Annotated in this window: 15 protein-coding genes; 7 read left to right on the top strand and 8 right to left on the bottom strand. The window is 57.2% G+C overall.

Going from position 1 to position 19,853, the window contains the following annotated elements; translation table 11 throughout:
• Window positions 1-158 (top strand): NAD(P)(+) transhydrogenase (Re/Si-specific) subunit beta (locus tag ACO0LO_RS26770; protein ID WP_422969212.1); only part of this gene is annotated, 158 nt, incomplete at its 5' end.
• 151 nt (window positions 159-309) lie between these two features.
• Here ACO0LO_RS26770 and ACO0LO_RS26765 read toward each other — a convergent pair.
• The 3 genes from ACO0LO_RS26765 to ACO0LO_RS26755 all read right to left on the bottom strand — a co-directional run bounded on the left by ACO0LO_RS26765 (window position 310) and on the right by ACO0LO_RS26755 (window position 3,298).
• Entirely contained in the window at window positions 310-1,263 is a 954-nt protein-coding gene (locus tag ACO0LO_RS26765) for a DMT family transporter (protein WP_422969200.1), read from the bottom strand.
• Window positions 1,264-1,680: 417 nt separating this feature from the next.
• Window positions 1,681-2,673 (bottom strand): nitrilase-related carbon-nitrogen hydrolase, encoded by a 993-nt coding sequence (locus ACO0LO_RS26760; protein ID WP_422969198.1) that lies wholly within the window; start codon window positions 2,671-2,673, stop codon window positions 1,681-1,683.
• A 160-nt stretch (window positions 2,674-2,833) separates the two neighbouring features.
• Entirely contained in the window at window positions 2,834-3,298 is a 465-nt protein-coding gene (locus ACO0LO_RS26755; RefSeq protein ID WP_422969197.1) for a MarR family winged helix-turn-helix transcriptional regulator, read from the bottom strand.
• 151 nt (window positions 3,299-3,449) lie between these two features.
• Between ACO0LO_RS26755 and ACO0LO_RS26750 the strand changes: the two genes are divergently transcribed.
• Window positions 3,450-3,746 carry a hypothetical protein gene (locus tag ACO0LO_RS26750; protein WP_422969195.1) on the top strand — a complete coding sequence of 99 codons (297 nt, stop codon included), beginning with the start codon at window positions 3,450-3,452 and terminating at the stop codon, window positions 3,744-3,746.
• Window positions 3,747-3,792: 46 nt separating this feature from the next.
• On the opposite strand, the gene ACO0LO_RS26745 is transcribed toward ACO0LO_RS26750, so the two are convergent.
• Entirely contained in the window at window positions 3,793-4,842 is a 1,050-nt protein-coding gene (locus ACO0LO_RS26745) for a phospholipase A (RefSeq protein WP_422969193.1), read from the bottom strand.
• Window positions 4,843-5,235: 393 nt separating this feature from the next.
• Between ACO0LO_RS26745 and ACO0LO_RS26740 the strand changes: the two genes are divergently transcribed.
• A complete protein-coding gene (locus ACO0LO_RS26740; RefSeq protein WP_422969191.1) occupies window positions 5,236-6,675 on the top strand; it encodes an MFS transporter in 1,440 nt (479 codons plus the stop codon).
• Here the strand turns inward: ACO0LO_RS26740 and ACO0LO_RS26735 are convergent.
• The 4 genes from ACO0LO_RS26735 to ACO0LO_RS26720 form a co-directional block, all read right to left on the bottom strand.
• Window positions 6,641-6,889 carry a hypothetical protein gene (locus tag ACO0LO_RS26735; protein WP_422969189.1) on the bottom strand — a complete coding sequence of 83 codons (249 nt, stop codon included), beginning with the start codon at window positions 6,887-6,889 and terminating at the stop codon, window positions 6,641-6,643. The two genes, ACO0LO_RS26740 and ACO0LO_RS26735, sit on opposite strands and share 35 nt — an antisense overlap.
• A gap of 152 nt (window positions 6,890-7,041) precedes the next feature.
• Window positions 7,042-8,721, bottom strand: coding sequence for an FAD-dependent oxidoreductase (locus tag ACO0LO_RS26730; protein WP_422969187.1), 1,680 nt, complete (start codon window positions 8,719-8,721; stop codon window positions 7,042-7,044).
• A gap of 246 nt (window positions 8,722-8,967) precedes the next feature.
• On the bottom strand, window positions 8,968-10,341 hold the full coding sequence (locus ACO0LO_RS26725; RefSeq protein ID WP_422969186.1) for a sensor histidine kinase: 1,374 nt from the start codon (window positions 10,339-10,341) through the stop codon (window positions 8,968-8,970).
• Window positions 10,338-11,006 carry a response regulator transcription factor gene (locus ACO0LO_RS26720; RefSeq protein WP_422969184.1) on the bottom strand — a complete coding sequence of 223 codons (669 nt, stop codon included), beginning with the start codon at window positions 11,004-11,006 and terminating at the stop codon, window positions 10,338-10,340. Before ACO0LO_RS26720 ends, ACO0LO_RS26725 begins: the two co-directional genes overlap by 4 nt.
• A 214-nt stretch (window positions 11,007-11,220) precedes the next feature.
• Between ACO0LO_RS26720 and ACO0LO_RS26715 the strand changes: the two genes are divergently transcribed.
• From ACO0LO_RS26715 to ligD, 4 genes are all read left to right on the top strand, one after another.
• Entirely contained in the window at window positions 11,221-12,378 is a 1,158-nt protein-coding gene (locus ACO0LO_RS26715) for an efflux RND transporter periplasmic adaptor subunit (protein ID WP_422969182.1), read from the top strand.
• A complete protein-coding gene (locus tag ACO0LO_RS26710) occupies window positions 12,371-15,505 on the top strand; it encodes an efflux RND transporter permease subunit (RefSeq protein WP_422969180.1) in 3,135 nt (1,044 codons plus the stop codon). The genes ACO0LO_RS26715 and ACO0LO_RS26710 overlap by 8 nt, the downstream gene beginning before the upstream one ends.
• A 9-nt stretch (window positions 15,506-15,514) precedes the next feature.
• Window positions 15,515-16,876: a TolC family protein gene (locus ACO0LO_RS26705; RefSeq protein WP_422969178.1), complete on the top strand. Its 1,362-nt coding sequence runs from the start codon at window positions 15,515-15,517 to the stop codon at window positions 16,874-16,876.
• 246 nt (window positions 16,877-17,122) lie between these two features.
• Window positions 17,123-19,744: a DNA ligase D gene (gene ligD, locus ACO0LO_RS26700; RefSeq protein WP_422969176.1), complete on the top strand. Its 2,622-nt coding sequence runs from the start codon at window positions 17,123-17,125 to the stop codon at window positions 19,742-19,744.
• Window positions 19,745-19,853 lie beyond the last annotated feature (109 nt).

The raw sequence follows: 19,853 nt of genomic DNA, 5'->3' as shown, positions 1-19,853 counted from the left end.
TGGAGGCCTATAAAGCGAAGACGATCGTGGTCAACAAGCGCTCGATGGCGTCCGGTTATGCCGGGCTGGACAATGAGTTGTTCTACATGGACAAGACCATGATGGTGTTTGGCGATGCCAAGAAGGTGATTGAGGATATGGTCAAGGCTATTGAGTAGTTTGTCCGTCGGGCCTTGACTGGCAAGAAGCGCCGCTGCAATTGCCATGCCAATGTCTGTATCCATTTCAAGGAATGATCAGCACATGATAAGCGCATGAAAATCATGCGCTTATCCATCCGCCAGAAAAGGCATTACACATCAACGAAAATTATGCCGGCAATGCTGAAGCCTTCAATAAGGCGGCCAGTCGACGGCGCTGATATACGTTGTTCAATATCAACGCGGCCGCGGTGATGCATGCACCGCCGATCTGGACTGGATGAGGAACAATGCCCGTCAGCGCAGAAATAATGAAAGTAGTGAGTGGAACCACATCCATAAACAGCACGCCGTTAAGCGGCGTAATAATATTATTACCCATATTCCAGCTCAGAACGCCTATCACTCCTGCGACCAAGGACATATAAAAAAGGTGGGGTGCGATTGCGGCGAGATCGGCTGCTCCGGGTGTAACAATGTACCCGCTCAGATTTAAAAAAATCGTTACAAAGAAAACGCTGCTTAGCCCCAAAATCGTCGTCAACGTTGTGTAACGGTATGGCGACCATGCCGGAAAAAAACTGACGCCCAGCGTGTACACGACCCAGCACAAAGCCCCTGCCACCAGAGGCAGGTAGGCCGCAAATGACGCAGGATGCGACAGCATGGCCGAGATATTCCCATCCGTAATCACCAGTACGACCCCGACGAAAGACATCAAAATAAACCCTGTTGTTGCCTTCGCCGGCTTGACGCCGCGAATGGCCCAGTTTGCCAGCACACTGAGCAAAGGCACCGTCGCCGATATGATAGAAGCTGTCAGCGCACCGGTCGGGCCGGCAAGCTGCTGGCCCAGGAACATCAGGAACCCGAACCCGGCGAATCCGGCAGTACCGAGCACCCATGCAAGAAAAACACGCTCGCCTTTCAGGCTAAAGCTCTTCCAGCCCTCTTTCATCAACAAGAGCAAGGCAAATGCCAGGCCGGCAATAGCATAGCGAATAGCAGTAAAGTGGAAAGGGTCCACACGTGTCAGCGCCGATGTCATGACAGGAAACATTCCGCCCCATGAAAGGGTCGCGATCAAACAAAATATTACTCCGGTCGAGTATTTGGATTTCACAATATAAGCTTTCAATAAAACAACTGTCTGGTGTTAAAAATGGTGAGCGCCGGCCGTATCGCCACCGGCGGCATTGCTGAATAAATATGGAAGCAGCCCCTGGTCCCGAAAAAACAGGTCCAAGGGACCATAAGGCCAATGAAGCGCGGCACCTGATGCCCGCTGCAAATAGCCTGTTGCCAAGAAAGGAGTGCTGGCATGACCGCGGCACAGGGTGTGAAAAAAACCTTAGAGGGTCTTGCCGCGCTTCGCGCCGCGATATGCTGTCAGAGCTCCACGACAAACCCTGTGTGGCGTTTGTAACCCGCTGGAGCACTTATTCCGATATTGTTCCGGCATGCATGCTGCCGTGCACGAATCCGCCTCCCTCCAATAAGCGGCTCCATGCACGGCATCAACAAGCCTTAGGCCCTCGCTTTACGCTTTCACCGCAAGCTGAGCGCTCACGTCTTCAGCGGCAACCGATTTAGGATGTGCGCTGCGCTCGTGGATATGCGCAGTAGGTGTGCGATCAATCAGCAGGCTGAGCAACTCGGGACGGCTATAGTGGCCGCGAGCATCCATCAACTGCTTGCGTTTGTCGATCAGTTTGAAATCGAGGTCGGCGATGACTGCACCCTCACCGGAACGGATAGGCTCACCAATCAGCTGGCCTTCCGGTGAAACTATCGCCGTGAAGCAGCCGCTGGAAATTGGGCCTATTGGACATCCTGTATCCTTCATGATCTGGGCCTGCTGGTCTGGGTCCAGCCAGGCGGTCGCATTGACGACGAAGCAGGAACCTTCCAGCGCGTGCTGGCGTATGCTGACCTGCATCTGCTCCGAAAATAAGTCTCCGGCAAACGAGCCTGGATACATGGCAGAGTGTATCTGCTCGCCATCCGCGATCATTGCGTAGCGCGCCAGAGGATTGTAATGCTCCCAGCATGCCAACTGCCCAATACGTCCGACTGCGCTATCGACGGCGCGCAAGCCCGAACCATCCCCTTGACCCCAGATCAGACGCTCATGGAAGGTCGGCGTGATTTTACGGCGGCGCTGGATCAACGTGCCGTCCGCGTCGAACAGCAGTTGCGTGTTGTAGATTGTATCGCCATCACGTTCATTGACACCGATAGACACCACTATTCCGGCTTGCTTGCACGCCGCGCCGATGGCATCGGTGGTAGCAGACGGCACGGTGACAGACTGCTCAAGCAGGCGCAGATATTCCTGCCCTACCTTGATCTGGTAAGCAGATTGCACAAAAGAAAAATACGGATAATAAGGAACCACCGTTTCGGGGAAAGTTGCGAACTGTACGCCCTCCTGTCCAAGCTCGATGATTTTCTGGATGACCTTCTCTACGGTGCCGTCTCGGCTGTAGAGCACAGGGCTGATTTGTACGGCTGCGGCTTTGATGATAGTCATTGCATATACCCCTCATTGGTTGGGTGTTGATTAAAGCAAGTAGTAGATGGACGGCTTCAGCTTTATGTTGCATATACAACATAAAGCATAAATATTTATTTGCTTTACCTAAGCCTCATATTGCATATGCAACATGGACGTTAAATGCATAAAGCAAATTTTATAAAGTCTGCTGAGGCAATTCATTTGCGATGTCCATAATAGCGGCCGCGCCTATATCGCCGAACATTTTCTTGGCCCTGGCCTGCGCCGCCCGCCAGGCCGGTGCTGCGTTATTCAGCAGCAAGCGGCCGGCCGGTGTAACCGCAATCGGCCTGCTTCGCCCGCTTGCAGCGTGCGGAATTTCTTCAGCCCAGCCTTCTGCAAGTATGGGCTGAAGATTGCGCGTAAGGGTGGAACGTTCCTGATGGTTATTGCGGCCTATTTCAGAACGGCTCACCGGCCCCAACCTGCTGATGACGACAAGCAGGGTGAACTGTGATGAGTTAATCCCAAACGGGCGCAGTTCCTCATCATAAATCCCGGTGACAACCCTGGAGATTCGGCGCGTACGGGTAGCCAGGCAATTAAGAGTTACCTCTTTAATGACCCCTTCTTCCATTGGTGTATTTGCAGTTTCATTCATAGGGCCAGTATGTTGCATATGCAACATATAGTCAAGAATTACTTTATCTTATTTTGACATTACCGAAAGAAGCGCTCCCCTCCCTTAACAATGTCAACCAGCGACAACGGAAAGACGTTAACGGAAAAAATAACAAAAACAGAAGGCATCAATGTATCAAGTCTATTGGATCGAACTGATCCGCATCCCCGGCCAGACAGAACTGGCAAAAACTCCGTTGAATAAAGAATTTGACGGCACAAAGCTGACGGAAGTCATCGCGTTTGCCGAATCGCTCAGGCTCAGGCAGCGCACAGGCGATCCAGCCACGGAGAGTGCGGTTTCATTTGTCACCTATTGCTCAGAAAACCCGAATTCCGTGGGACATCCGGGCGTTTCAGATCCGCCCTCCTCTTACGACTGGCAAAAGCGGCGCAAGAACATGCCGGCTTTTCGCCCAAAAAAATAGACTGCCTGGCCGGAACTCTGAGTCTTTGCACCCGGCCGGCCCGGTCTTAGAAGTCCATCATCAATCCGGCGCCTACTGAGCGCTGCGAATAGTTGTAGTCGATCAAGCTTTGGCCGTAGCCATCGAACAGCTGTACATAACCCTTCAGGTTGGCGGCGATAGGAATGGCCCAGCCGGCCTGAAGTGCGCCATGGCCGGTGCTGAAGTTGCGGCGCGCCATCAGTGAGAATTCCTGGCCGTTCTTTTCACGGTACGTGGCGCGGATATCGCCGTGGCCCATGTAGTCAGTGATATCGATATTGTCATTGTCGGATCTCGCGTTGTCCAGGCGATGCCAGATGCGCGTGGTCAGGCCAAAATTGCCGCGCTCCAGTCCCAACTCAGCATATACGCGGTTCCAGCTACGCGACAGCGTTGATGTCTGGCCGTTGGACTGGTGGACCAGACCGAAATTGACGTAGCGGATGTCAAAGATACCAAGACTTTTGTTGATGGGAACAACAGCCATCACTTCAGGCTGGTAATTGGTTTCCCGGAAGGGGCTGGACGCGCTGCGGTTGTACGCCTGCCAGAAGCTCTGCTGCGTATACCCTACCCAGATATCGACCGGCGAGCCGGCCACCTCCTCCGCCATCTTGACCTTGAAGCTCAGCTGATAGGTAAGCTCTACATGCTTGGCCTCGATGCCGGCGGGCGTAAAGTCCTTGTACGGCTGGTCATTGGTCGCATTGCTAAAATTGGCAAACAGCAGATAATTATCGCGTAATGGACGGAAGGTAAACCGACCGCGTTTGGCCGCTTTATCCAGCTCCCACTCCTGTGACATGTGCGACAACTCAGGCGCTGCTTCTTTCACCTGTGCCAGTTTGACGATGTCCTCAGGCTGCTGTACAAGCCCGGCCTTTATAGGAACGGTAACTGCATTGGGCTCCGTCGGTGCGGCCGCCTTGGCCAATGCATCGAAGCAGTTCAGCCGCTCACTGGCGTTGCCGAGTGCGGAACAACGCAATAGCTCCTGCTCTGCCGGGCCGGCGTGGGCCAGTAACGGCGACATCATCAACATGGGGAGGATCAGGTTTCTTGTACGGCTTGTCATGGGCATAAATGGTTAGTGGTAGGCCAGAAGGCGGAAAACCGGCGTGCGAAAATGATTGCAGCTTCATACTCTGGGGAATCATATCCCGCGCTGGAGATACCCAATGTTCGCCACCGAACGCTATTCCTCCAGTGCATGCATATTCGTTGGCAAATAGAGGTAGAGAGCGGCAAACATGGTCATTGAGACGCATGGGGAGATGCGCACGGGCGCAAATACGCTGCGGCGAAAGAAGGCCCGAGTTGCACAAGTAGTTTTTTCTGCTAGTCTGGTGACAATGCACAATCACGCCACTTTTATATTTGCGCCGGAATCATGTGAAATCCGACATACACGACATTGTCTACGTCGTGTGTCCCGTGTGTACTGCAGCAGCGCATCACCGGAAAAACCATGAGCGCGAGCCTTCCGCCAGGTTGCGATTGCCCCATGGCTGCAACCACTTCGCCAGCCGGCGCTACCTCAAATGCCCATCCGCACCTGGTTCTTGCCACGACCATTCTTGCCTCCAGCCTGGCCTTCATTGACGGCTCAGTCGTCAACGTAGGCCTGCCTGCTATCGGCCATAGTCTTGGTGCAGACGCAGCGGGCCTGTCCTGGGTAGTCAATGCATATCTGTTGCCGTTAAGCGCCCTGCTTTTGCTGGGCGGTGCTGCGGGCGACCGTTTCGGACGGAAACGGCTGCTTTTGACCGGCATCTTTTTGTTTGCGCTGGCATCAGCGCTGTGTGTAGCGGCCCCTTCGCTGGGCTGGCTGATTGCTGGGCGAGTGCTTCAAGGCATAGGGGCGGCGCTGTTGATGCCGAACAGCCTGGCCATACTAGGCGCCAATTTCAGCGGCGAAGAGCGCGGCAGGGCAATCGGCATCTGGGCTGCGGTCGGCGCGGCCGCAGGCGCGATCGGCCCGCTGCTCGGCGGATGGCTGATCGACGTCGTCGGCTGGCGAACGATATTCCTGATAAACCTGCCGATCGCAGCGCTGGCATTTTATCTGGGCGCGCGCTACCTGCGCGATAAGTCCAATCCCGCAAGGCCGGCATTGGATCTGGCGGGAGCGCTGCTGGCCAGCGTTGGACTGGCTTGCCTGACCTGGGGCCTGACGGTGGCCTCTGCGGAAAGCCATCTTGGCAGCGCGGCGATGGCGGCCATCGCGACAGGCATCGTGACGCTGCTGTTTTTTCTGAGGGTGGAAAAACGCGCCGGTGACAACGCCATGCTGCCGGTTTCCCTGTTTGCATCGCATGCCTTCACAGGCCTCAACCTGCTGACATTTTTACTATACGGAGCGCTTGGCGCGTTGCTGGTGCTGGTGCCTTTCGTGCTGATCAAGGTGGATGGCTATTCGGCGACAGCCGCAGGCGCCGCCTTGCTTCCGCTGCCTATCGTCATTGCGCTGGCATCGTCCAGCGCAGGCCGCCTGGCAGGCAAGATCGGCCCGCGCTTGCCACTGATGCTGGGACCGCTGATTGTCGCCTTAGGCTTCCTGCTCATAACCCGCATCGGCAACGGCAGCAGCTACTGGACAACAACGCTACCGGCCATGCTGGTGATTGCGCTGGGTATGGCAGGCGCCGTCGCGCCGCTGACAACCGCGGTGCTGGCTTCCGTGGATGCTGACCATACCGGCGTCGCGTCGGGTTTTAACAGCGCAGTAGCGCGCTCGGGCGGCCTGATCGCCACCGCCTTGCTCGGCATGATCCTGGCTTCGCAAGGTACCGAACTGGTAACGGGCTTCCATATTGCCGGCGTCATCGCCGCACTGGCCGCGCTGGCGGCAAGCGCGTGCGCATTCTTCTGGATCAGGCCGGCAGGCCCTTCTTCACCTGAAGAATAGCAACATAGTCGGGCCTCTGCCCTTTTTCCAGGCTCTCAGGATCTTCCGGCATCGATTCAGCCAGGTGCTGCACTGCCAGCACCTCGAAGACCTGCGCGGGAATGTTCTGGTCCCAGCCGAGGGCGACAGATTCTCCGGCATTAGGAACCCGGGACAGGCGAATCACCGTTCCCGCTCCGTCGCCATAACTCAGGCGCACTGTTACTGCATCCATGTTTTTCTCCTTTTAATCGGCACCACGGCAGGCATGCTTGCCTGCCCGCACAATAAGTCATGCTAAAAGGAGGTGGAGAAAAATGCTGTAGGACAGGGCCTGCAAGATCCATCGGAAAATCGCCAGCAAGCTAGCTTGCAACGACGGCCTCCCTATTCTGCCAGGAACTGGTGCAGGGACTGCACTGCCGCCGAACCCTCGCCTACGGCCGCCGCTACGCGCTTGACCGAACCGCTGCGGATATCGCCCACCGCAAAAATGCCGGGGCGGCTGCTTTCCAGCGGATACGGAGGACGCTCCAATGCCCAGTCTTCCTTGGCGATATGCGATCCGGTCAGCACAAATCCCTTGTCGTCCAGTGCAACGCACCGACCCAGCCAGTCGGTATTCGGTTCCGCGCCCAGGAACAGGAAGACGTGCCGGACGTCCATCGTCTCAGGCTCTCCATCCGCGTGCTGGCAGCGCACCTGCTGCAAGCCGTCTTCTCCCAGCAGCTCGACGATCTGGGTTTTGGTGTGCAGGGTGATATTGCATGCAGCGTCGATACGCTGGATCAGGTAGTGCGACATGCTGGCAGCCAGGCCTCCGGCACGCACGAAGATATGCACATGCTTTGCGTGGGCAGAAAGGAACACCGCCGCCTGCCCTGCCGAATTGCCGCCGCCGACGACAATGATCTCTTCGCTGGCGCAAAAGGTCGCCTCCATATAGGAGGCGTTGTAATAGATTCCGCGCCCCTCATACTCCGCCAGATTGGATATCTCCGGCTTCCTGTAGCGTGCGCCGCTAGAGATGACAACCGACCTGGCGCTAATTTTTTCACCGTTGTCGAACTCGATCTCAAACGACTCTTTTTCTCCATCGCAGTTCAGCGCCATCACCTCCACCGGTACCGCCACCTCTGCGCCGAACTTGCGCGCCTGCGACAGGCCCCGGCCCGCCAGCGCCTGACCGGAAATGCCGGTAGGAAAACCAAAATAATTTTCTATCTTGGAGCTGGTGCCGGCCTGCCCGCCTGCCGCCTTGCTGTCCAATACGACCACGCTCAAGCCTTCCGACGCGCCATACACTGCGGCAGCCAGCCCGGCCGGGCCTGCACCTACCACGGCCAGATCGAAGGCCTTGCCGTCCAGCTTGTCCGGGCTCAGGCCCATCGCATCAGCCACCTCACGGTTGGTAGGTTTGCTCAGTACCGTGCCGTCCGGCGTCACGACAGCGGGCAAGTCTTCCAGTCCAACGCCGAAACGCTGCATCAGGTCTTGCGTTTCTTCGTGGAGGTCGATATCGAAATATGCAGCGGGCTGGCCATTACGCGCCAGGAATTCGCGCAGGCGCAAAATATCGGCGGAATGCGATGATCCTATCAACACCAAGCCACCGCTTTCCTCGTCCGCAATGAAAGCGACCCGGCGCAGAATAAACGCGCGCATCATGGTCTCGGACAACGCTGCCTCAGAGATGATCATGGCACGCAAGGATGCTTCATCAATGACGATCACCTCGCATTCGCTAAGCGTCCTTCCGGTAGCAATCGCCGCACGCCCAGCCAGCGTGCCTATCTCGCCGGTGAACATGCCGGGACCATGCACGCCTAGCACATTCGATTTGATGACGGAGCCGCGTTCCACCTCTATCTGGCCGGAGATGATCACATACAGGCTGATATGCCGGTCGCCTTGCCGGAAGATCGTCTCGCCGGCCGGCAGGCTGCGCCTTTCGCCGTAACGGCTCGCCAGCAATATCTGCTGTTTGTTCAGCGTGGGGAAAATCTGGTGCCGCCGGCTCGCATCGACCAAGATGGGAGAGGTATTGGATCTGGGAATCTTGTTCATATCGGAGGCGATCCATGTAAATGCAAATTAAATAACAGTCAGGATGCAAATTGCGGGCTTTGCTGTCGTGGATGATCACGATACTAACGCAGAATAACGCAGAAAAGCGATGGCAAACAAAGGAAAGCGGTCGCTGGAAGCGAACAATTCTCATGGGGAAATGAAACGGCGGCAGCCCAGGCGGCATGCCGTAATACGAGCACTGAATTCCTCACACCATCGTCTTCACAGGATGAGTGAAGTGCGCTATGGCGGTGAGTCTGAGCAAGCCTCGAAATGAACGCAGAATACTGTTCCCTGCCCATTCAGGCCTGAAGAAAGCCGGATCTCGGCGCCATGGTCCTTTGCAATGTCACGCACGATGGAAAGGCCCAGCCCGCTTCCTGTCGTCGTATCGCTGATGCGATAGAAGCGGTTGAAGATCAGTTCCTGTTGTGATTCAGCAATTCCAGGGCCGGAATCTTCTACGGTCAGCGTGACATCGGCTCCCTGCTGCCGGCAACTGACAGTGATTGCCCCATTTGGCGGTGAATACCGGACAGCATTGTCAATCAGGTTATCGATCAGGTCGCGCAGCAGGAAGGGGTTGCCCATAATCCTGCTGGGGTAAAGTTCAAAACCCAGGTCGATATGCTTTTTATCGGCTTCTTCAATGAAATGCTGGATGGATTCCTCCACCAGCTTGTTGAGTTCAACCTTTTCCAGTTGCCCCTGCTCAAACTGGCTGGGCTCGGCACGCGCCAGCGACAGGAACTGGTTCGTGTGGCGGATCAGCCTTTCGGTGGACGACATCATTAGCTTGAAGGAATGGCTGGTTTCAGGCTCGGTCGCATAACGCTGCTGCAGCCACTCTATCTGCATTTTCAGGCCGGCCAGCGGCGTGCGCAGCTGATGGGCCACGTTGGCGACGAAATCCCTTTGGCTCGCAGCGCCAACCTGCACCTTGGTCAGCAGGTCGTTGAGCGCATTGACGACGGGGCGAAGTTCCACCGCAATATGGTCGGCATCGATCAGCGACAGATCGTTATAGCTGCGGGAATCCAGGTCGGACTGCATTTTTTTCAGCGGTAGCAGGCCTTTCGATACCGCCAGCCACACGATCACCATCGACATCAGCGCGAGCAGCCCCTCCAGCAGCAGCAATGCGGCGAAAATTTCCGAGCGTATCTCATTGCGCCTGCGCTGAGTCTCCGCGACACCGATCAGTACAGGATCGGAGCCCACCATCGTCTTGAGGGTAATGACGCGTATGCTGCCGTTGCGCATGCTGCCATTGTAGGCATTCGGGTCATCCAGCTTGTCGGAGGTTCCGAGCACCGGAAAATCCGCATCGCCGGCCAGTGTCTTGCCGCCCGCATCGCGCACGACAAAATAGATAGGGTCGAAATGGCCGACGCGCAGTACCTGCTCCGCCTGTGGCGGCAGGTCGATGGAAATATCGCCGTCCAGCTGCCTGAGGCGCGGCACGATCGCCCAGGCAGTATCGGTCAGGCCCTGGTCGAACGCGGCATTGGCAGGTTCCCACGCCAGCCGGTAAATTACCACCGCACCGAGGATATTGATGATCAGCAGCGGCATGATCAGCCATTTCAGCAGGCTGAGGCGTATGCTGGAATTCATGTATCGATTTTTTCCAGCATGTAGCCAAAGCCGCGGATGGTCCGGATGCTGATGCCGGCATCCGCAATTTTTATCCGTATGCGGGATACGTACACTTCAACCGCATTGAGCGTGATGTCTTCGCCCCACGGCAGGATCGCGTCGATGATCTGCTGCTTCGATACGACCCGCGATGCCTGCTGCATCAGATACTCAAGCACCGCCCATTCGCGCACAGACAGCTCTATTGCCTGGTCGTTCACCTTCGCGCGCTTGGAGGTCTGGTCCAGCGACAGTCCCGCCAGTTGCAGCTTTACGACCTCCGGCGAACTCCGTCTTACCAGCGCCTTGATGCGGGCTACCAGCTCGGGTGTTGCAAAAGGCTTTACCAGGTAATCATCCGCGCCCAGCTCCAGACCATGCACCCTGTCCTGGATGGAGTCGCGCGCGGTCAGCAGCAGGATGGGCAATTGCTTGTTCTGGCTGCGCAGGCGGCGGATGACCTCGAAGCCATCCATGCCGGGCAGGCCGATATCGAGCACCATCACCGAAATTTCCGAGCGTTGCAGCGCGGCGATCGCATCTATCCCGTTATTGACGACGTCAACCGGCATGCCCTGCGCTTTCAGGTTGCGCATGATGCCGTCAGCGATAACGGAATCGTCTTCCACCAGTAAGACATGCATAGGCTGTGGCCGCAAGCGCGGCGTGATATGTCGATTTACATTATTTTACCCTTTAAGCCTGGGTTTTCTGTCGAATTATCGTGTTTCCGCCGCTTGTCAGCTTGTTGTCAGCTTGCTGTCATGTCCCAGACAGAAAAAAAAGCTATCTTCGAGAAAATTGATGATCGCCGCGCAATCCGATTCTGCGAAAGCGCACACCTGCCCCGGGCCTGAAATGAAAAACAAGAATATACACACGCAACGACACATCCTGCTTCTTGCCATCGCCGGCACGCTTTGCGCCGGCCTGCTGTACGGCTGTGGCAGCAAAGAGGATAAAAAATCCGAGGCAGTGGATGCAGAGGCGTCCGCGGCACCATTGATCAGGGAAGGCTCCGCCATTCGCCTGCCGGCCTCGTCTCCATTGCGCAAATCCATTTCGATTGCCGCCGTTACCGAGCAATCCATAGAGCGCTCCATCACTGTGCCCGGCACCATAGAAGCCGATGCTGCACGGATGATCAAGGTCGTACCACCGGTTGCAGGCCGCGTGGTCCAGTTAAACAAACGCCTGGGCGATACCGTCAAGGCGGGGGATGTGCTGTTCTCGCTGGATTCGGCAGACCTGGCCAGCGCCTACAGCGACGCGGGTAAATCGCAAGCCACACTGAACCTGACAAAGCGCAACCTCCAAAGGCAGACAGACCTGGTCGATGCCGGCATTGCCGCCCGCAAGGATTTGGAGCAGGCGGAGAGCGACTATGCGCAGGCAGTCAATGAAGCCGACCGGGCAAAATCCCGGCTGTCGCAGCTAGGCGCTTCGCTGGGCTCGGGATCGGGCCGTACTTATCAGCTGCGCTCACCCCTATCCGGCAAGGTCATCGAACTGACCGGCGCGCAGGGGGGCTTCTGGAACGATACCAATGCGCCGCTGATGACGGTGGCCGACCTGTCCACGGTATGGCTGGCCGCGAGCATCCAGGAAAAAGATTTGCCGCTGGTGTTCGTTGGCCAGGCCGCGAAAATCACGCTCAATGCCTTTGACGGCGAGAGTTTCGATGGCACGGTACGCTTCATCGGCGATGTGCTGGACCCTGACACCCGCACCATTAAAGTCCGCATCGCCATCGACAACCCCGCTGGCCGTTTCAAGCCAGGCATGTTCGCCAAGGTTATCTTTAGCGGCCAGGCCCACCCTGCCCCATCCGTTCCTGCAGCGGCGCTGGTGCAAAATGGCTTCAATACCCGCGTTTTCGTTGAAAAATCTCCCTGGGTATATGAAGCGCGCATCGTCAAGACCGGTGCCCAGGCAGGCGGCAATGTGGAGATAGTGTCCGGCCTGAAGGCTGGCGAAAAGATCGTTGCGAAAGACGGAGTGCTTCTCAATGATTGAAAATATCGTCAAAGTCAGCTTTGCCCGCCGTGGCATCGTATGGCTGGTATTCGCGCTGGTGGCGCTATACGGCGTTTATTGCTGGAAGCAATTGCCGCTGGAAGCCTATCCTGATATTGCCGATACCACATCACAGGTGGTGACCCAGGTACCCGGCCTGGCGGCGGAAGAAGTGGAAAAGCAGATTACCATTCCGCTGGAACGCGAACTGATGGGCACGCCCGGCATGCACGTAATGCGCTCAAAAAGCACATTTGGCCTTTCGCTGATCACAGTAGTCTTCCAGGACGGCATAGAGGATTACTGGTCGCGCCAGCGCCTGCAAGAGCGTATCGGTGCGGTGTCGCTGCCTTACGGTGCCCAGCCCGGCCTGGACCCCCTGACCTCGCCCATAGGCGAGATCTACCGCTACACGCTGGAATCCAAAAGCCGCGACCTGAGGGAATTGTCGGAACTGCAGTTCTGGAAGGTCATTCCACGCCTGAAACAGGTGGCCGGGGTGGCCGATGTCACCAATTTCGGCGGCATCACCACGCAATTCCTGCTGGAGTTCGATCCTGACAAGCTGACCAAATACAACCTGACGCTGGCGCAGGTCACCCAGGCGGTCAACGCCAACAATGCCAGCGCGGGCGGCAGCATCCTGACACGCGGCCAGCAAGGCTTCGTTGTACGCGGCGTAGGCCTGATCAGCGGCCTGGATGACCTGGGCAATATCGTCGTCACGCAAAAGAACGGTGTGCCGGTGCTGGTGAAAGACCTGGGCGACGTCAAACTGGGCAACCAGGAGCGCAGCGGTATCCTGGGCAAGAACGACAACCCGGACGCGGTGGAGGGCATCACACTGCTGCTGAAGGGGCAAAACCCATCACAGGTATTGGAAGGCGTGCACGAAGCGGTGCGCGACCTGAACGACAACATCCTGCCCAAGGATGTGAAAGTCGTTCCCTATCTGGACCGCACGATGCTGGTGGAAGCGACACTGCACACAGTAGGCAAGACACTGCTGGAGGGCATGTTCCTGGTAACCGTCGTGCTGCTGCTCTTCCTCGGCAGCCCGCGCGCGGCGCTGATCGTGGCGGTGACAATACCGATGTCCCTGCTGACGGCCTTCATCTTCATGCACCACTTTAAGATTCCCGCCAATCTGCTGTCACTGGGCTCCATCGACTTCGGTATCGTGGTGGATGGCGCCATTGTCGTGATGGAGCAGATATTAAGGAAATTTGAAGAAGACGGCGGCAAGGCATTGACGCCACAAGATGTGATGCGCGCTACGCTGCAGGTCAGCAAGCCCATCTTCTTCGGCATGGTCATCATTATTACTGCCTACCTGCCGCTGTTCATGTTTCAGCGCATCGAATATAAATTATTCTCGCCCATGGCCTTTGCGATCGGTTTTGCGCTGCTGGGCGCAATGGTGGTGTCGCTGGTGCTGATTCCCGGCCTGGCGTTCCAGGCATATAAAAAGCCGCGCAAGGTGTTTCATAACCCTGCATTGGCCAAACTGGCGTCGCTCTACCATCCAATATTATCGGGAGCCGTCAACTCCTCCAGGCTGACCATTTGCGCCTTCCTGTTCGCGGTCGCGGCGGTTGCCGGCATGGGCGCCACTATAGGCCGGGATTTCCTGCCGACGCTGGATGAAGGCTCCATCTGGCTGCAGGTGACCTTGCCGCCCGGTGTGTCACTGGAAAAAGCCGCCAGCATGTCCAATGAGTTGCGGCGCGCGACCATGGAGTTCCCGGAGGTGGCTGCCATCGTCACGCAACTGGGGCGCAATGACGAGGGCACCGATCCGTGGACGCCGTCGCATATCGAAGTCAGCGTCACGCTGCATCCCTACGATACCTGGAAATCCGGCTGGAGCAAACAGGAGCTGATAGAAAAAATGGGCCAGCGCTTTACTCAGCTGCCTGGCATCCATGTCGGTTTTACCCAGCCGATGATAGACGGTGTGCTGGACAAGCTGGCCGGCGCGCACAGCGACCTGGTCGCAAAAATCTACGGCAATGACTTCAAGGAATCACGCCGCATTGCCAAGGAAGTGGAAGATGCACTCAACGCGGTACCCGGCGCCGAGAACGTCATCATCGAACAGGAACCTCCATTGCCGCAAGTCCGGATAGAGGTGGACCGCGCTGCTTCCGCGCGCTATGGCATCAACGTGGCCGACATCGCTGACCTGATCGGCACCGGCATAGGCGGCAAGCCGATAGCACAGCTATTCATCGATGAGCGCCATTACGACATAGGCGTGCGCTTCACCAAGGAATCCCGCAGCGACCCCGAAGCGATCGGCAATCTCGCGCTCACCTCCTCCACCGGCGCCAAGATACCGCTGGCGCAGGTTGCAACGATACGGCTGGATGATGGTGAAAGCACGATCACCCGTGAGATGGGGAAACGGCACCTGACCGTGGGCCTGGGGCTGAAAGGCCGCGACCTCGCCTCTTTCCTCGACGACGCCAAGCGCGAAGTCGAATCCAGGGTCAAGTACGACCATTCCAAATTCCAGATTACCTGGGGTGGGCAGTTCGAAAACCAGCAGCGGGCACAGGCACGCCTGGCAGTGATCCTGCCTGTTGTCGTAGCGCTGATGTTCGTGCTGCTGTTCGGCCAGTTCAAGAACCTGCGCCAGCCGGCCATGATATTGATGGCGGTACCCTTGGGCGCGCTCGGCGGCCTGCTGGCGCTGCATCTGCGCGGCATGACACTGAATGTGTCCAGCGCAGTCGGTTTTATCGCGCTGTTCGGCGTGGCGGTGATGGACGGCATTCTGATGGTGTCCAACCTGAACCGGCTACGGCAAGAAGAGGGCCTGCCGCTAAAGGATGTTGTGATCCGCGGCGCGCGTGAACGCTTCCGGCCTGTACTGATGACAGCCTCGGTAGCCGCGCTGGGCTTGCTGCCGGCCGCCATTGCGCACGGCCTGGGCAGCGACGTGCAAAGGCCGCTGGCAACCGTCGTGGTCGGCGGGCTGCTGACGGCCACCGGGCTGACGCTGGTATGGCTGCCGGCGCTGTACTACCTGATCGAGCACTATCTTGAAAATAAAAAACCCGCTACGGCGAGCAGCAATGACAGCAGTGGTAGCAATGACGCAGCTGCATCCGGGAAGATTTAGGAATACATCATGCACCACCTTATACTTCAACCGCCACGCGCGGCTCTCAGATTCACGTTCACACTTCTGCTGCTCGCAGGAGCAGTACCCTGCGCGCTGTCGCAGACTCAGGCGGGCAACGGAACCGAGGGCAGCTTCCGCCACTACCTGTCCGTGGTGGAACAGAACAACCTGGACTTGCAGCAGCAGCGCGAAACAGTCGTCAGCGCACAGGCAGGCGTGTCTATCGCCGGCGTCAGGCCGGATCCGCAATTCACTGCAGGCATCGACTCCAAAGAGCTGTACGGTCCGAATAAACCCAATGCCGGCACCACCACCATTGCCGGGCTGGCTTTTACCATAGAGACGGCCGGTAAGCGCGACGCCCGCATCCGCGCCGCCGAAAGCAATGTCCGCCTGGCCGATGCGACGGCAGACGCGTTCAGGCGCCAGTTGCTGGCAGATTCTGCCACCGCCTTTATCGAAGCTTGTCGCTCGTCCGCAGCATTACAAAGGCATGAAACCAGCCTGGGCGCCATGCGCGATATCGTGCGCGCCAATGAAATCCGCTTCAAGGCCGGCGACATCGGCAAGCTGGAGCTGGTGCAGTCGAAGGTGGAGGCAGACCGTTTCGGCACCGACGTCGTCAGCGCCCGCGCCGATGCCTCGGCTGCGCAGACGGCTTTGTCGGTATTTTTAGGGCAACCTTACCAGCAGATATTGGGCAGCAGCCCCGATTGCCAATTTCAGCAAAATCGGCCGGACACGCAGGAACAGACGGCTGCCGGCCTTGACGGCATGGTGCAAAAAGCACTGGAAAACCGGGAGGACGTGCTACTCGCAAAGTCCGGCATAGCCAACGCCGGTGACAATATCAGCCTGGCACGGGCAAACCGCTCGGTCGATCCCGTCATCAATGTCGGAATAAAAAATACGCCCAGAATATACCCCGCCTTTGATGCTGCCGGCAACCCAAGCAATACGCCTGCGGAGCACTCCAATTCGCTGGGGCTGACCGTCACCATTCCCATCCCCTTGTCGCGCCTGCAAAGCGGCGAGCTGGTTCAGGCGCAATCCGCGCTGACCCAGGCGCAATTGCAGATGCGTTCCGTACGACTGAAAGCCGAGGCGGAAGTGCGCAGCACCTACGTCCAATACCAGGCCGCCACCCAGAACCTGTACAGCTATCAGCAACATGTGCTGGCAGACGCGGAGAGTATGCTGGCAGGCGTTCGCCTGAGCTATCGTAAAGGTTCGGCTTCACTGCTGGATCTGCTGAATGCGCAACGCACTGCGGACGATGTCTACCTTGCCTATCTGCAAGCGCTTTCCAACTGGGCGAATGCCAGCGTCAAGTTGCAACAGAGCACCGGCAAACAGCCGGAAATTTGATTGCCGTCGTCAACCATTTCAAGAGCTCCCTCCTGCCATAGCATTTCTCCGACAACGCCTATTGACCACGTCCTATAGCCAGGGGTTGCCTTCGTCCCTTAGCATCTGTTAATTACAGTTTACAGGTGCGCTTGGTATCCGCTTGCATTCGCATTCTGCTCGCTTGATGTCCTTTCGCTTTCCATGCGGAATCAGCAACGGGGCAAGCGCACCGGCTCATGGCAGCAAACAGCGGCGGAGGATACGATGGCAAAACCGGATGCCTTAACGAAATATAAGTCAAAGCGCAATTTTTCCATTACGTCCGAGCCAGCCGAAGGCGGAACGCGGAATGATGAGGCGCTTGGCTTCGTCATTCAAAAACATTGGGCCAGCCGCCTGCATTATGACTTCCGGCTGGAACTGCAAGGCACGATGAAGAGCTGGGCCGTGCCCAAGGGACCCAGCTTTGACCCGCGCGACAAGCGCATGGCGGTGCATGTAGAGGACCATCCCATTTCCTACAATACCTTCGAAGGCACGATCCCGGCGAAGCAGTATGGCGCCGGCAAGGTCATCATCTGGGACAAGGGCATTTGGCGCCCCATTGGCGATGCAGGCAAGGCTTATGCTGCCGGAAGCATGAAGTTCGAACTGTTCGGACATAAGCTGCGCGGCAAATGGGCGCTGGTAAAAATGCGCAATACCCGAGACAAACAGGACGCCTGGTTGCTGATCAAGGAAAAAGATGCCTATGCGCGGCCGGCAGAAGAATTCAGCGTCGTAGATGAACAGCCGGATAGCGTGAAAAGCCTGGGCTTGCCGGAAATCCCTATGGCGCCGGAGGACCACGCAGCAGACGACGACAATGGTCACGATGATGGGAATGATGGCCAGGCATCAGGGACAACAATAAACACATCCAAACCGCCGGCGGCAGCGAAAAAGGCTGCCTTGCCTGCAAGCCTGAAACCAGAACTGGCCACCCTTGTGGACAATGCGCCTGCGGACGCCTCCGGCTGGACATTTGAAGTGAAGTTCGACGGCTACCGCATTTTGAGCCGTGTCGATCATGGAAAGATCAAGCTATTTACCCGCAACGGCAACGACTGGACAGCAAAAATGCCACGCCTGCATAAGGAATTGCTGGAAATGGATTTGCCCAACGGCTGGTACGATGGTGAAATTGTCGTGCTGAATGAAAACGGCAAGCCGGATTTCGGCGCCCTGCAACTAGCGTTTGACGATAATGCCACCGCTGAAATTTCCTACTTTCTATTCGACCTGCCTTACTGCAGCGACCATGACCTGCGCGAAGTGCCGCTACAGGAGAGGCGCCAGGTGTTGGAACGGATACTGCAAAGATCGCCGTCCGAACTGGTCCGCTTTAGCGGTACGTTTGATCATCCTGCGGCGGAAATTGTCTCGGCAGCCTGCCAGATGGGACTGGAGGGCGTCATCGGCAAGCGTGCCGATTCGCGGTATGTGTCCCGCCGCAGCGACGACTGGATCAAGCTGAAATGTTCGCAACGGCAGGAATTCGTCATCGGCGGTTTTACAGACCCGCAAGGATCGCGCATCGGCATAGGTTCGCTGCTGCTTGGCGTTTATGATGAAGACGGCATACTGCAGTATGCCGGCAATGTCGGCACCGGCTTCAATCAAAAAATCCTCAACGACCTGCGCGTGCAACTGGATGCCATCCGCAGCGATGAAAGACCGTTTCCCGACACGGCAGACGTAGGCCGTAAATCACACTGGGTAAAGCCGCAACTGGTTGCCGAGGTGACATTCGGTGAATGGACCAGCGCCGGCCATATAAGGCACTCCGTATTCCAGGGCTTGCGGGCCGATAAGGCGGTGAACTCGGTCGTACGCGAACAACCCCGGCATCTGGAGGCAGTTCCGAAGCAGCCGAAAAAAAACGGTACGGCGCCGAAAAGCAGGAAAGCCGGTTCAGAAAAAACAAAGGCAGAAGCCACGCATGCGAGGGAAACCTTGCCGGAATCCTTCAAGGTCACGCATCCGGAGCGTATCATCGACAAGGCCAGTGGCACCACCAAACTGCAATTGGTGCGCTACTACGGCCTGGTGGCGCCGCTGATGATGGAGCATCTTGCGGACAGGCCGATAGCGCTGGTACGCGCGCCTGCGGGCATCGGCGGCGAGCTGTTTTTCCAGAAGCATGCCGACACTGGAAAAATGCCGGGCATAAAACAGCTGGACCGCGCCATCTTCCCCGCACATCCCAGTCTGCTGGCTGTGGAAAAACCGGAGGGCCTACTCTATGCAGCGCAATGGAATACGGTGGAGGTGCACACAATGAATGCGCTGGCCGGCAATTTCGGCAAGCCCGACCGCATGGTCTTTGACCTGGATCCGGGTGAAGGCGTGCAATGGGAGGATATCCAGGAAGCAGCGGCATTGGTGCGCGGGCTTTTGGATGAACTCGGCCTGCATCCTTTCATCAAAACCAGTGGCGGCAAGGGCTTGCATATCGTGGTTCCCATCCAGAAGCGGTATGACTGGACTACCGTAAAAGACTTCTCCGAAGCGATTGTTGCCCACATGGCAAAGGCAATACCGGCGCGCTTCGTGCTCAAGAGCGGACCGAAGAATCGCGTGGGCAAGATATTTATCGACTACCTTCGCAACGGCCTCGGCGCCACCACAGTATGCGCCTGGTCTGCCCGTGCGCGACCTGGCATGGGCATCTCCGTCCCTATCCGCTGGGATGAACTTGAAAAGATCAAGGGCGGAGACCATTGGACCTTGCATTCCGTCCATAAAAGGCTGGATACCGGCAATGAACCCTGGAGCGACTATGCAAACTCGGCCCAAAGCCTCACTGCTGCAATGAAAACCATGGGTTTCAAGCCTGCGCGATAGTGGCAGCGGCCAAAAAGGACCCGTTGACGCGCGGCAATCTCCTACGTCCCTTTTTTCGTTATCCGCCTAAGATGGTTTCATGCACTGCCTGTTCGGCATTTGCATTGCA

The organism is Undibacterium sp. TJN25, assembly GCF_049339885.1.
Lineage (GTDB): Bacteria > Pseudomonadota > Gammaproteobacteria > Burkholderiales > Burkholderiaceae_D > Undibacterium.
Note: the sequence above shows the minus strand (reverse complement) of the source record. Positions and strands in the feature narration are given on the sequence as shown.